The organism is Sulfuricurvum sp. (assembly GCF_041651515.1).
Taxonomy (GTDB): domain Bacteria; phylum Campylobacterota; class Campylobacteria; order Campylobacterales; family Sulfurimonadaceae; genus Sulfuricurvum.
Window position 1 is genome coordinate 181,160 of sequence record NZ_JBAZJF010000002.1, and the last position, 12,350, is coordinate 193,509.

A 12,350-nucleotide genomic window follows, 5' to 3' on the forward strand; every position below is an offset into this window, starting at 1 on the left:
ATATTGACTTTAGTCGTCATAATGAGTAAAATGACGATGAAATTCAGATGTTGAAAGGATATGATCGTACAATGACAGTTAGCTATATCCGTCCGGACAAAGATTTTGATGGTGTTTACGAACAACTTAAGTTGATTAACGGTTATGTTGATCAAAAAGGGATTTCGATCCATGAAGAGCTTGTCGATCAGACTTCCCAAAGTAAACGGTTGATTGATCGTGATGAAGTCGTTCGATTTTTTCGCACCCTTAACGGGGACACATTGATCGTGTATGATACGTGGACATTAAGCAGCGACATCGAAGATTTAGTTCAGATGTTTAGCTGTCTTTTAAAAAACAATAATACAATCCATTTTGTTAAGCAAGGGGTCGTGATTGACCGTAAAAGTGATACAATGGTCGTTCTAGGTCTTATCGATCAGCTTCGTCAAGTACTTCAAGACGATGCAAAAAAAGGGATTGGACGACCTCGGGGATCCAAGTCATCTTCAAAATTTGATATCCATTTGGATTCGATACTCGGATTATTGAAAAAAGGTAAAAGTGTAAGCGAAATTGCACGCGTACTTGGCGTGAGTCGCAGTTCTCTTAAAGATTACATCGAGTCGCGTGAGCTCAAAGAGGTGGTTAATGGCGTCATCGGTGCTAGCGATGAAGAAGCGGAGGCAATGGTTGTAAGTACAATCAAGTGTCCTACAATAGATATAAGTTCGAAGGAGGCGGTATGAGTGAAGAAATAACCCCAAACGGGGAAGGGTATCTGGCGGGGTGGACTCCGTGGCGGATGAGACGATATTGGTTTTACGGGTTAATCACCCTTTTTGCCTTGGGGGTGCCTTGGATTAAAATAGGTGGAAATCATCTTTTCCTATTGAGTTTTGACAAATTAAAACTCCATTTGATGTTTGTTCAGTTTGATATGCAAGAACTCTATCTGATGCCGTTTTTACTGATGATTCTGTTTATCGGAATTTTTGGATTGACGGTATTGGGCGGACGGGTATTTTGTGGATGGATGTGCCCGCAAACAATTTTCCGTGTGGTGTATCGTGATTTGATCGAAACGAAGCTCCTTGGTCTTCGAAAACGGATTAAAAACAAGCAACAAGAACCTGATTATTCTAAAGTAGAAAACCAAGTTAAGCGTGTTGTCGCACTGCTCCTTTGGACCGGATTGGCGTTTATTGCGGCAGCCGATTTGATGTGGTATTTTGTACCTCCTGAAGACTTTTTGGCGTATATTCAAAATCCGGCAGAACACACGGTTCTTGTAGGATCGGTATTGGGAATCGTCCTATTCTTGGTCTATGACGTTATTTTCTTGCAAGAGAATTTTTGTGTTTATGTGTGCCCGTATTCACGTATCCAGTCGGTATTGTATGATGATGACACGGTTATGGCGATCTATAATCCGCATCGTGGCGGTGATATTTACAATGAGCACAAAGAGAAGATGTTTACAAAGCAAAAAGATTTGCTTTCCGTTAATGCTAATGCGGAGTGTACGACGTGTGAGAGCTGTGTAACCGTATGTCCGACCCATATTGATATTCGCAAAGGGCTACAGCTTGAGTGTATTAACTGCTTGGAGTGTGTTGATGCTTGTACCGAAGTAATGGGTAAATTAGGTAAGCCCTCCTTGGTTGAGTGGTCAAGTGAAAAAGAGACCTTGTTCCAAAAAGGGAAAACGCATTATCTTCGTCCAAAAATTATAGGGTATATCGCTGTTTTGGTGATTGTTAGTATTATCCTTGCAATGATGGGAAGTAAAAAAGAGTATATGCTTCTTAATATCAACAAAGAGAACCGTTTATATTCTATCAGCCACAGCGATGATGGAAAAGTACGTGTAGAAAATGCTTATATTTTCTTGCTGCAAAATACCTTGAATGAAGATCATAAATATTATTTCGACGTTATCGCTCCTAAAGGGATGGAGGGTAAAATCAAAATTGCAGAACCGGAAGAGCCGTTTAAAGCCAGTCCTGGTGTCAAGAAGAAGAAAGTAGTTATTCTTTATACGGATGAGATCTTAGTGAAAGATGATCGCAAAGATACGGTGATCCCCATCACAATCAAAGCGTATGCTCTTGATAACAAAGAAAAAGTTATGGTAACTCGTGAATCGACGTTTACGTTTCCACGAGAAGATGTATTAGAAGCGGGAGAAAAAAAGGGAGAGGATTAATCCTCTCCTACTTTTCGTCTGATTCCTCTTTCCCAAATGTTTTTTCAAATCCACTCATTAGCTCTTTCTTCTCTCCCTCTGTAAGCTTTGCTTCGGGATGGGTTGGGAGATAGAACCATGGCGGCATATCTCCTTCGCGAAGCTCTTTCGCAGCATCTTCACCCTCATTCTTTTTCTGTGCTCCCCACGCTGAAACATTAAAATGTTCACGTCCCTCATCCACATCGCGTTGAATCAGCCACGACAGCGGAGCAATTTTACTGTACCATGGATAAGTTGTTTGGTGGGAGTGGCAATTAGCACAGGCGTTGTTAAACAACTCTTTTGTACGAGGTGAATCCCAGGTAGGTTCACTGATTATCGGGGGATTAGTGTAGGTTTTACCGTATGGGATAAATTGAATGGCAACAGCACCAAGGGCTAATGCACCTAGAATTTTGAGTTTCATAATAGAGATCCTTATAGAGATTGGTTAAATCAAAGGAACATCATAATACAAAAAGGTGTAAATAGTGTTAATAAAAAGCAAATAGAGATTCATCTCATAAGAGATGAGAGGAGGGGATTAGATAAGTACCGCTTCACGTTTGCCGGCTTCAAGATGACCGATAATGTATCCGTCGGTTGCAGCGAGGACATCGGTAACATCCTTTTCTTTAACCACTAGGATCATTCCGACCCCCATATTGAATGCACGGAACATTTCGGCACGCTCGACGTGCTGAGCGATTAATTCAAAAATCGGCAATACACGGATAGAGGATTCGGTAATGACTGCACGAAGACCCTCTGGGAGGACACGTGGGAAGTTTTCGACGATACCTCCGCCGGTGATGTGGGCAAGGGCTTGAATCTTGTCCTTAAGGGCTTTAAATGTTTTGACATAGATGCGTGTCGGAGTCAGAAGGGTTTCGATAAGAGGTTTTCCATCAAATTCGTCTTCAAACGTCATCCCCATTTTTTCGAATAATACTTTACGTGCCAATGAGAATCCGTTAGAGTGGAGTCCTGAGCTTGGAAGAGCAATGAGAATATCGCCTGCGTGAACTTTATTGCTACGGTCGAGTTCACTTTTTTCACCAATACCGACGGCAAATCCTGCAAGATCGTAATCATCGGCATGGTACATACCCGGCATTTCTGCGGTCTCTCCGCCGATGAGAGCACACTCTGCTTGGCGGCACCCTTCTGCAATGCCGCTTACGACAGCCGTAGCAGCAGCAACATCGAGTTTGCCGGTTGCATAATAATCGAGGAAAAAAGAAGGGGTTCCGAAGTTGCAGATGAGGTCATTTACGCACATAGCGACCAAATCGATACCAACCGTATTGTGAATGCCTGAATCAATAGCGAGTTTGAGTTTAGTGCCTACGCCGTCTGTCGCCGCGAGCATGACGGGTTCACGGTAACCTGTGGGGAGTTCAAACGCACCAGCAAATGATCCAATACCTCCGAGTACACCGGGAATAGCAGTCGATTTAACGAGTGGTTTGATATTTTCGACAAAACTGTTACCTGCATCGATATCGACACCGGCATCTTTATAGCTGATTTGACTCATGAAGTCCCTCATCTTTGAATATAGAAACGCATCACGTTGAGAGCTTCCTGCTGAAGGAAACCCAGTGTTAACGTAGCCTAAGGGATTACTCCCTTGGGCGTTTCATTGATATAACAGGAATTATAACGAAGGGAGTGTTAGGAGAAGTTTATTTTTCGTAACAAGATCCGAAAACTTTTTTGAATATCCACAAAGAGGGACAAAAATCGAACAGTGCCCATACGATAACCATTACGATTACAAGTGTTTGAAGGATCATCGCGTACAACATTTGGTTGTTTGCAAACAGAAGCATAGATACGGTTAAGACGATTGCCATCAAAAAACGTTGAATTTTTTCAGCACACATATTCCACTCCATTTTGTGATATAAATTTGACAAAATTATAACGAATAATTTCCTCCCTTTCTTTAATCTTTAGAAACGAGACAGAATATTCAATGCGTTTTAATCTCTACGTGTTACAATCGCTCAAAAATTCCTAAAAGAGATCGCTAAACAATGAAAAGATTTATTTTCCCCGAAATGATGGTGCATGTCCCATTATGTACTCACAAAGACCCAAAGTCAGTAGGTATTCTTAGCGATAATATACTTTTAAACGATGAAATCGGGCGTCATCACGCTATGGAAGTGGTGGCTATACCCACAGCGGACGCACTAAATGTATTGCGAAATAGTGCAGATAAAAGTCTGGATGTATTGCTTTTGGACATAATGAGCGACGATAGTGTTGTTCTTGCACATGCAAACCGTCTTCTAAAAGACGATGCGCTTATGGTAATGAAGCATCCTTCTTTGGATGATATTGCTGCCAATACAAAGCTCATGCAAATTCTCGGAAACTATTTTAAAATTATCATGCCGTATCATTTGGAAGAGGGATCAACATTGTTGCTCTGCTCCAAAGAGTATCATCCGACCGCGGATCTGATTTTGCAGCGGAGTGATTTGCTGGAAGGGCATCAATACTATAATTGCGATGTTCACATTGCCGCATTTGCCATGCCGCAATACATCCGTAAAAATTATTTGGGTATTATCCGTAACTAATGGCTTTTGAATATGCGATAGCACTTACCGGAGGGATAGCGACGGGGAAAAGTACTGTTGCTTCTTTGCTGGGGCTGAACGGTCTGCGTATCATCGATGCCGATACTATTGCACACCGTATTTTGGATGAAAACAGCGGGTGGATTGCGGAACATTTCGGATCAGAGTTTCTTAATGGCTCAAAAGTAAATCGCCCTGAGCTTGGAAAAAAGATTTTTTCCGATCCGGAAGCGAAAAAAGAGCTTGAACATTTCCTTCACCCAAAAATTCGTGCCGCTATCGAAGAACAAAGTGAAAAACAAGATCGTCTAAAATACCCCTATTTGATCGACATCCCCCTTTTTTTTGAGACCTCGTCGTATCCGATTAAAAACTCTGTTGTTGTGTATACCCCCAAAGTATTACAGTTGGAGCGATTTATGAAGCGTAACGGTTTTTCCGAGGAAGAGTCGTTGCGCCGTATCGAGAGTCAGATGGACATCGAGGAGAAGAAAGCGCGCGCGACGTGGGTGATTGACAACTCCTCCAATCTCAAACATTTACAGCGAGAATGTGAACAGTTTGTCGAAAATATTAAAGTGCTCTATCCTGCCCCTAAGGTATAATTACCGCCATTATTAATCCAAAGGATTACCCATGCTTCAAATCGCAAAATACTGTGCCAGCGGAAATGATTTTGTCATTTTTCACGCCTTTGAAAAAGTCGATCGTTCTGAATTGGCACGCTTGCTTTGTGATCGCCAAAACGGCATCGGTGCCGATGGTTTAATCGTTCTTATTCCTCACGAAGAACATGATTTCGAGTGGGAGTTCTATAACGCCGACGGTTCAACCGCCTCAATGTGCGGGAACGGAAGCCGTGCCTGTGCTCATTATGCGTATCGTTTTGGATTGGCTCCCAAACGAATGGTATTTTTGACGGGTGCTGGGGTAATTAAAGCTCAGGTAGAGGGTGCTATGGTTCAAAGCGACTTGACCCCTCCCGTGATTGTCAATCAAGAGATTATGGAAAATGGAATGAAGTGGTGGCTAATCGACACGGGAGTACCCCATCTGATCACCTTTGATAGTGATATCGACCATTTTGATATCGAGTTGGCGCGTACTCTGCGTCACCGCTATAATGCGAATGTGAACATCGCCAGTGTAAATCCTGATGGTACGCTTCGCGTCCGTACCTATGAGCGGGGCGTTGAGGATGAGACATTGGCATGTGGAACGGGGATGGCAGCAAGTTTTTATCGTGCAGTTCAAGAGAAAATGGTGGAAGATAAAACAAGGGTATTTCCCAAAAGTGGAGAAACACTTTATTTAGGGCTGGAAGAGGGTGTGATTACGTTCAAAGGGGAAGTCAAAGGGGTTTTTGAGACCCTTTGGCGATTATAATCCCGCTCTCTCCATAATCTGTGCCTGAGCATCAGCGATAAGCGGATCGATAATATCATCCATCAATCCCCCCTGCATGATCTCTTCGAGACGATAGAGGGTAAGGGTAATGCGATGATCGGAGATACGGTTTTGAGGGTAGTTGTAAGTACGGATACGACCACTACGGTCTCCCGTTCCTACCTGCTCTTTACGCTCGTTCATCTCTTTTTCTTTAGCCTCTTGGATCTGCATTTCATACAAACGCGCTTTGAGGATTTTCATCGCTTTGTCTTTGTTTTTATGCTGTGATTTTTCATCTTGATTATTTACTACGATTCCACTGGGAATATGGGTAATACGAACTGCCGAATCGGTCGTATTGACACTTTGCCCGCCGCATCCTGATGAGCGCATAACGTCAATTTTGAGATCACTTTCATTGATGTTGATCTCGACATCATCGACTTCGGGCATTACAGCAACGGTAATGGCTGAGGTATGAACCCGTCCTTGAGATTCTGTTGCAGGGACACGTTGTACACGGTGTGTTCCTGCTTCGAATTTGAGTCGTGAATAAACCTGCTCCCCTTTGATGAGGGCAATAATCTCTTTATATCCTCCCGCGTCGGAAGGGCTAGAACTCATCAATTCGATTTTCCAACCCTTAACGTCCGCATAACGGACATAGGCGTTGAACAAATCACCGACAAAAATTGCCGCTTCATCCCCGCCTGTTCCGGCACGGAGTTCGATATAAATGTTACGCTTATCGTTAGGATCAGCCGGGATAAGGAGCTTTTTGATCTCTTCTTCGAGAGGTGCTACCATCGGTTCAAGAGAGCGAAGTTCCTCTTTTGCGAGTTCTCCGAGTTCAGCATCAAATGCGAGCGATTTGTTCTCTTCGATATCATCGAGAAGTTTTTTGTATTCGGTTGCTTTGGTTACAATGGCTTGAATCGCAGATTGCTCTTTGGAGAGATCGGTCATCCGTTTGATATCGGAACCAATATCGGGAGAACTAAGAAGTTCGGTCAATTCGTTGTAACGGTTAATAAAAGGGGTGAGCTTGTCGGATAACATAGTTGTAATTCCTAAAGAAAGGCGTTGGGAGAAAAGGGGTAAGCCAGAAGGAACGTATTCCTTTTGACGTAATTTTTAGTGATTAGGCTGATATAGCGTTAACAGCGAGGTGAAGACGGCTAACTTTACGAGCAGCTGACTCTTTTTTCAAGACACCTTTGCTAACATATTTGTGAAGGTTGGCATTAGCGATAACAAGAGCTGCTTGCGCTTCTTCTTTATTACCTGCATCTACTGCGGTGCGGACTGCTTTAACGATATTTTTAATACGCGTACGATAAAACCGGTTGCGCTCTGTGCGCTTTTCAGTCTGACGGATACGTTTCAATGCTGACTTATGGTTTGCCATGGCATTTATCCTTGTCGAATTTTTTTTAGGGTAGAATGTTACCTTAAAGATAATTAAAATTAAGTTAAACTTTATGGATTATCCCTCGAAAAATCCAAAATGATGGTAAAAAAGGAAATATTAAACAATGAAACTCTTTGGAACAGACGGTGTTCGCGGTGAAGCGGGCTCTTTTTTAACGGCAGAATTGGCAATGCGTGTAGCAATGGCAGCAGGAATTTATTTTAGTGCCCATGCACGAACGAAAAAGATTTTACTTGGTAAAGATACCCGTAAAAGCGGCTACATGATCGAAAATGCGATTGTAAGCGGTCTGACGGCAGTGGGTTATGATGTTATAGAGATCGGTCCTATGCCGACTCCGGCGATTGCATTTTTGACGTTGAATATGAGATGTGATGCGGGGATTATGATTTCGGCAAGCCACAACCCATTTGAAGACAACGGAATTAAATTTTTTGATGCCCAAGGAAATAAGCTATCCGAAGATATTGAATCCCAAATTGAAACGATTGCTAAGGATAACGTCCGTCTCGAAGAGGGACAGGTTACGGGGAGAAAAATAGGTTCAGCCAAACGGATCGATGATGTTATCGGTCGTTATATTGTGCAACTCAAAAATTCTTTTAGCCGTGAATTGACACTGCAAGGGTTACGTATCGTATTAGATACGGCTAACGGGGCTGGATATAAAGTCGGTCCAACGGTACTGGAAGAACTGGGTGCCGAAGTAATTGTTTTACATGATAAACCCAATGGGTTTAATATCAACGAGGGGTGCGGAGCTCTTCATACCAAAGATTTACGCGAGGCGGTGAAACAGTACCGTGCCGATATTGGTTTGGCACTTGATGGGGATGCTGATCGTTTGATCGTTGTGGACGAAAAAGGGGATGAAGTCGATGGCGACCAGATTCTCGGAGCACTGGGCCTCTTTTTAAATAAAAATGGCCAGCTCAAAGGGGGTGGAATTGTTGCTACCGTAATGAGTAATCAAGCGCTTGAAGATACGATGAATGAGAACAGCCTTAAACTTTTCCGCTCCAACGTCGGGGATAAATACGTGTTGGAAGTGATGCGGGAGAAGGGGATCAATTTCGGTGGAGAGCAAAGCGGTCATATTATTTTGCACGACTACGCTAAAACGGGTGATGGATTGGTGAGCGCACTTCAAATCTTGGCGTTATTACTTACGACAGGTCAAAAAGCGAGTAAAGTGCTCCGTCCGTTTAAACTCTATCCTCAAAAATTAGTCAATATAAAAGTTAAAATCAAAAAACCGCTCGATCAAATTGAGGGTTTAAGCGAAGAACTCGCAAAGATTGAACGTGAACATATGCGTCATTTGATCCGCTATTCTGGTACGGAAAACAAACTTCGACTCCTTTTGGAGGGAAAAGATGCCAAAGTGATGGAAAAAGCGATGGAACATTTAGTACAATTTTTTGAAAAGGCGTTAAATGGTTAAGTCAATAGTCGTCTTGTTATTGGCGGTTACGGGTATTTTTATCATTGATCAGACCATTAAATCTCTTTTTATTGAAGGGTTTCGAGCGTATACAAGTTGCATTGATCTGATTTTGGTATATAACAAAGGGGTAGCCTTTTCGATGTTTGCTTTTTTGGCAGAGTCCTTGAAATGGATTCAGCTTGCTCTTCTGAGCGGTGTAGTTGTATATACGCTGTGGCTAAAAAAAGCGTGTTATCTTTTTCCGGTAGGGATAATGGTTGGGGCGGGGCTATCGAATGTCTATGACCGTTTTATACACGGTGGGGTGGTTGATTATGTCTATTGGCATTACGGATTTAATTTTGCCGTATTTAATTTTGCCGATGTGATGATTGATTTTGCCGTCCTTTGGTTGATGGTTTTAAATTTTCGTCCGCAGTCGTGCAAGGGTTAAGTGACTTTTAACTTCCGTGCGGCTATAATTTCGTTCTTGCATTAACTTATTGATGGTCTTATAGCTCAGTTGGTAGAGCACTACCTCGACAAGGTAGTGGTCACAGGTTCGAGTCCTGTTGGGACCACCATTTCTTTATTAAATTCCTTGAAAATAATTATCATCAAGTATTCGTTTAATCCTAAATCAATCAATATTACCGTATAATCCGCGATATTTTCTCATACGAGGCATATTCTATGGATATTATTGCGATCAAACACAACGATCAAATAATCGATTTACAAACAGCCGAGGCTCTCGGTATCAGCGGTCAAGAGATCGCGTATGACAACTCAGTCGATGCTCTCGAAGTGATTCGTCACTCATGTGCGCACCTTCTCGCTGAAGCGATCAAAGCACTCTATACCGATGCAAAATTTTTTGTCGGGCCTACGGTAAAAGAGGGGTTCTACTACGATTTCAAAGTGAATGAAACGATCGGCGAAGAAGATTTAAAGACGATCGAGAAAAAAATGCTCGATATTGCCAAAGGCAAAGAAAAAATCGAACGTTATGAGATCACGAAAGACGAAGCGCGTGCAAAATTTGCAAACGATCATTTGAAGCAAGCGGTTATGGATCGGATTCCAGATGACACGGTTACGATTTATAAACAAGGTAACTTCGAAGACCTTTGTCGCGGGCCTCATTTGCCGAGTGTCGGATTGTTACGCTATTTCAAGCTGACCAAAATATCGGGTGCTTATTTGGGTGGTGACAGCAAAAATGAGATGTTAACTCGTATCTATGGGATTGCGTTTGCGGACAAGGAATCGTTAAAAGCCTATTTGGAGATGATGGCAGAAGCCGAAAAACGAGATCACCGCAAAATAGGTGCCGAGATGAAACTCTTCACCTTCCGTGAAGAGGTCGGTGCGGGATTCCCGATCTGGCTCCCTGCGGGGGCAAGAATGCGTTCACGTTTGGAACAGTTGCTGTTTAAAGCACACCGCAAGCGCGGATATGAGCCGGTACGTGGCCCTGAGATGCTACGAAGCGATTTGTGGAAAGTGAGTGGCCATTATCAAAACTACGGTGAAAACATGTATTTCACCAATATTGATGAGATTGAGTTCGGGGTTAAACCGATGAACTGTGTCGGTCATATCAAAGTTTATGAACACGATTTGCATTCATATCGTGATTTGCCGCTAAAATATTTTGAATACGGGGTTGTTCACCGTCATGAGATGACGGGAGCGCTTCACGGGTTGTTCCGTGTCCGTGAATTTACTCAGGACGATGCCCACATTTTCTGTACTGCCGATCAGATCGAAGAGCAGATTATCGAAGTGGTCGATTTTGTCGATAAAATTATGTCTACCTTCGAGTTTAACTATAAAATGATGATTTCCACTAAGCCTGAAAAAGCGGTCGGAGATGACGCAGTATGGGAGATTTCGACCAATGCATTGAAAAATGCGATGGACAAACATAACCTCGCCTATGAGATCGATGAGGGGGGCGGAGCGTTTTACGGTCCTAAAATCGACATCAAGATTACCGATGCCATCGGACGTGAATGGCAGTGCGGTACTATCCAGCTCGATTTCAATCTTCCGGAGCGTTTTGAGCTCGAATACAATGGCGAAGAGAACGTTAAAATTCAGCCGGTGATGATTCACCGTGCAATTTTAGGTTCATTTGAGCGATTTGTTGGTATATTGACGGAGCATTATGCTGGGGAATTTCCGATGTTTATCGCTCCGACGCAGGTTGCAATCGTTCCGATTGCAGAATCTCACGTCGCGTATGCCCGTGAGTTGGGAGATAAACTGATGGATCTGGGTGCAGACTATGAAATTTTTGATAAAAATGACAGTCTGAATAAACGGATCCGGACGGCAGAAAAAGGGCGTGTTCCAATGATCATCGTTCTCGGTGATGAAGAGGTAAGCGCTAAAAGTGTTGCGGTACGTGATCGACGTAAGCGTGAACAATACAACCTAAGCGAAGAACAATTTCTTGGCTTAGTTAAAGAAAAAATTAATGAGGTACATTTTTGATTAAAAAACAAGACCGAGTCCAGATGAATGAAGAGATCCGGGTTCCTGAGGTACGATGTGTTGTCGATGGTGGCGAAGCGCTAGGTGTCGTTTCGATTAAAGAAGCAATGGATAAAGCCAATGAGATGGGACTTGACCTAGTGTTGATCTCTCCGGATGCAAAGCCTCCGGTAGCGAAAATTATGGACTACGGCAAGTTTCATTATCAAGAAGAGAAGAAGAAAAAAGAGGCACGTAAAAAGCAGACGAAAGTAGAGGTCAAAGAGATCAAACTTTCGGTCAAAATTGCGGAAAACGATGTCAGCTACAAGGTCAAGCATGCGCGCGAATTTCTCGAAGAGGGGAAACATGTCCACTTTCGTGTATTCTTACGCGGACGTGAGATGGCGCACCCTGAAGCTGCTGCAGCTGTTTTGCAGCGTGTATGGCCGATGGTTGAAGATATCGGTATGATGTATAAAGCTCCGCAAATGGAAGGGCGTTATTGCAACATGATGATTCTTCCGAAAAAAGACGATAAAAAATAATTTTTCTATCCTTTCTTCCTCTCGTGCTTCGGCATGAGATATCCTAATCTAACTCATCTTGAAACAGTTTGGTATCTTTTTATAGAGTATGAAAAAGTGTTGCAGATAAAGTCTTGCCTCTTTTTTGTTATGCGGGAATGGGGTCCTGTTCCTCTTTTAAGGATTTTTTTGGTTTTTATTTTAGTTAGAGCTGGGTTGTTTTCTCCTCGGTGCTAAAAAGTGGCAGGCTTAGAAACTCCGCCATGATAAGAACATCTATTTAAAATTA

14 protein-coding genes and 1 tRNA gene are annotated in these 12,350 nt (G+C 42.8%); 10 read left to right on the forward strand and 5 right to left on the reverse strand.

Annotation, left to right across the window (positions count from 1 at the left end):
• The first annotated feature begins 71 nt into the window (after nt 1–71).
• Nucleotides 72–731, forward strand: a complete 660-nt coding sequence (locus WC407_RS04050; RefSeq protein ID WP_373021292.1) for a recombinase family protein — start codon at nt 72–74, stop codon at nt 729–731.
• Nucleotides 728–2,191, forward strand: coding sequence for a cytochrome c oxidase accessory protein CcoG (ccoG, locus tag WC407_RS04055; protein WP_373021293.1), 1,464 nt, complete (start codon nt 728–730; stop codon nt 2,189–2,191). The genes WC407_RS04050 and ccoG overlap by 4 nt, the downstream gene beginning before the upstream one ends.
• A gap of 7 nt (nt 2,192–2,198) precedes the next feature.
• On the opposite strand, the gene WC407_RS04060 is transcribed toward ccoG, so the two are convergent.
• The 3 genes from WC407_RS04060 to WC407_RS04070 form a co-directional block, all read right to left on the reverse strand.
• On the reverse strand, nt 2,199–2,639 hold the full coding sequence (locus WC407_RS04060; protein ID WP_373021294.1) for a heme-binding domain-containing protein: 441 nt from the start codon (nt 2,637–2,639) through the stop codon (nt 2,199–2,201).
• A 117-nt stretch (nt 2,640–2,756) separates the two neighbouring features.
• Entirely contained in the window at nt 2,757–3,752 is a 996-nt protein-coding gene (gene purM / locus WC407_RS04065; protein WP_373021295.1) for a phosphoribosylformylglycinamidine cyclo-ligase, read from the reverse strand.
• Between the two features lie 148 nt (nt 3,753–3,900).
• Entirely contained in the window at nt 3,901–4,101 is a 201-nt protein-coding gene (locus tag WC407_RS04070) for a phosphoribosylaminoimidazole synthetase (RefSeq protein WP_373021296.1), read from the reverse strand.
• A gap of 153 nt (nt 4,102–4,254) precedes the next feature.
• Here WC407_RS04070 and WC407_RS04075 point away from each other — a divergent pair, with 153 nt between their 5' ends.
• Genes WC407_RS04075 through dapF form a run of 3 tightly spaced genes read left to right on the forward strand, consistent with a single transcriptional unit; the run spans nt 4,255 to nt 6,192 of the window.
• Nucleotides 4,255–4,806, forward strand: a complete 552-nt coding sequence (locus WC407_RS04075) for a spermidine synthase (RefSeq protein ID WP_373021297.1) — start codon at nt 4,255–4,257, stop codon at nt 4,804–4,806.
• Complete coding sequence (gene coaE / locus WC407_RS04080; RefSeq protein ID WP_373021298.1) at nt 4,806–5,411, forward strand: dephospho-CoA kinase; 606 nt, start codon at nt 4,806–4,808, stop codon at nt 5,409–5,411. Before WC407_RS04075 ends, coaE begins: the two co-directional genes overlap by 1 nt.
• 31 nt (nt 5,412–5,442) lie before the next feature.
• On the forward strand, nt 5,443–6,192 hold the full coding sequence (gene dapF / locus WC407_RS04085) for a diaminopimelate epimerase (protein ID WP_373021299.1): 750 nt from the start codon (nt 5,443–5,445) through the stop codon (nt 6,190–6,192).
• Here dapF and prfA read toward each other — a convergent pair.
• Together prfA and rpsT are read right to left on the reverse strand one after the other, a co-directional pair.
• Nucleotides 6,187–7,254 (reverse strand): peptide chain release factor 1, encoded by a 1,068-nt coding sequence (gene prfA, locus WC407_RS04090; RefSeq protein ID WP_373021300.1) that lies wholly within the window; start codon nt 7,252–7,254, stop codon nt 6,187–6,189. The genes dapF and prfA overlap by 6 nt on opposite strands.
• An 82-nt stretch (nt 7,255–7,336) precedes the next feature.
• Nucleotides 7,337–7,603, reverse strand: a complete 267-nt coding sequence (gene rpsT / locus WC407_RS04095; RefSeq protein ID WP_373021301.1) for a 30S ribosomal protein S20 — start codon at nt 7,601–7,603, stop codon at nt 7,337–7,339.
• 127 nt (nt 7,604–7,730) lie between these two features.
• On the opposite strand from rpsT, the gene glmM reads away from it, so the two are divergent.
• From glmM to infC, 5 genes are all read left to right on the forward strand, one after another.
• Nucleotides 7,731–9,071, forward strand: a complete 1,341-nt coding sequence (gene glmM, locus WC407_RS04100) for a phosphoglucosamine mutase (protein WP_373021302.1) — start codon at nt 7,731–7,733, stop codon at nt 9,069–9,071.
• Entirely contained in the window at nt 9,064–9,507 is a 444-nt protein-coding gene (gene lspA / locus WC407_RS04105) for a signal peptidase II (protein ID WP_373021303.1), read from the forward strand. The genes glmM and lspA overlap by 8 nt, the downstream gene beginning before the upstream one ends.
• Nucleotides 9,508–9,561: 54 nt before the next feature.
• Nucleotides 9,562–9,637 (forward strand) — tRNA-Val (locus WC407_RS04110).
• A gap of 109 nt (nt 9,638–9,746) precedes the next feature.
• Entirely contained in the window at nt 9,747–11,555 is a 1,809-nt protein-coding gene (thrS, locus tag WC407_RS04115; protein WP_373021304.1) for a threonine--tRNA ligase, read from the forward strand.
• Nucleotides 11,552–12,082 carry a translation initiation factor IF-3 gene (gene infC, locus WC407_RS04120; RefSeq protein ID WP_373021305.1) on the forward strand — a complete coding sequence of 177 codons (531 nt, stop codon included), beginning with the start codon at nt 11,552–11,554 and terminating at the stop codon, nt 12,080–12,082. Before thrS ends, infC begins: the two co-directional genes overlap by 4 nt.
• Nucleotides 12,083–12,350: the final 268 nt, after the last annotated feature.

What these genes read in the sequence shown, in the direction of transcription:
- lspA (WP_373021303.1), top strand. Translation starts at nt 9,064, where the DNA reads ATGGTTAAGTCAATAGTCGTCTTGTTATTGGCGGTTACGGGTATTTTT.
- WC407_RS04070 (WP_373021296.1), bottom strand. Translation starts at nt 4,101, where the DNA reads ATGTGTGCTGAAAAAATTCAACGTTTTTTGATGGCAATCGTCTTAACC.
- glmM (WP_373021302.1), top strand. Translation starts at nt 7,731, where the DNA reads ATGAAACTCTTTGGAACAGACGGTGTTCGCGGTGAAGCGGGCTCTTTT.
- WC407_RS04075 (WP_373021297.1), top strand. Translation starts at nt 4,255, where the DNA reads ATGAAAAGATTTATTTTCCCCGAAATGATGGTGCATGTCCCATTATGT.
- thrS (WP_373021304.1), top strand. Translation starts at nt 9,747, where the DNA reads ATGGATATTATTGCGATCAAACACAACGATCAAATAATCGATTTACAA.
- prfA (WP_373021300.1), bottom strand. Translation starts at nt 7,254, where the DNA reads ATGTTATCCGACAAGCTCACCCCTTTTATTAACCGTTACAACGAATTG.
- coaE (WP_373021298.1), top strand. Translation starts at nt 4,806, where the DNA reads ATGGCTTTTGAATATGCGATAGCACTTACCGGAGGGATAGCGACGGGG.
- rpsT (WP_373021301.1), bottom strand. Translation starts at nt 7,603, where the DNA reads ATGGCAAACCATAAGTCAGCATTGAAACGTATCCGTCAGACTGAAAAG.
- WC407_RS04060 (WP_373021294.1), bottom strand. Translation starts at nt 2,639, where the DNA reads ATGAAACTCAAAATTCTAGGTGCATTAGCCCTTGGTGCTGTTGCCATT.
- ccoG (WP_373021293.1), top strand. Translation starts at nt 728, where the DNA reads ATGAGTGAAGAAATAACCCCAAACGGGGAAGGGTATCTGGCGGGGTGG.
- WC407_RS04050 (WP_373021292.1), top strand. Translation starts at nt 72, where the DNA reads ATGACAGTTAGCTATATCCGTCCGGACAAAGATTTTGATGGTGTTTAC.
- purM (WP_373021295.1), bottom strand. Translation starts at nt 3,752, where the DNA reads ATGAGTCAAATCAGCTATAAAGATGCCGGTGTCGATATCGATGCAGGT.
- dapF (WP_373021299.1), top strand. Translation starts at nt 5,443, where the DNA reads ATGCTTCAAATCGCAAAATACTGTGCCAGCGGAAATGATTTTGTCATT.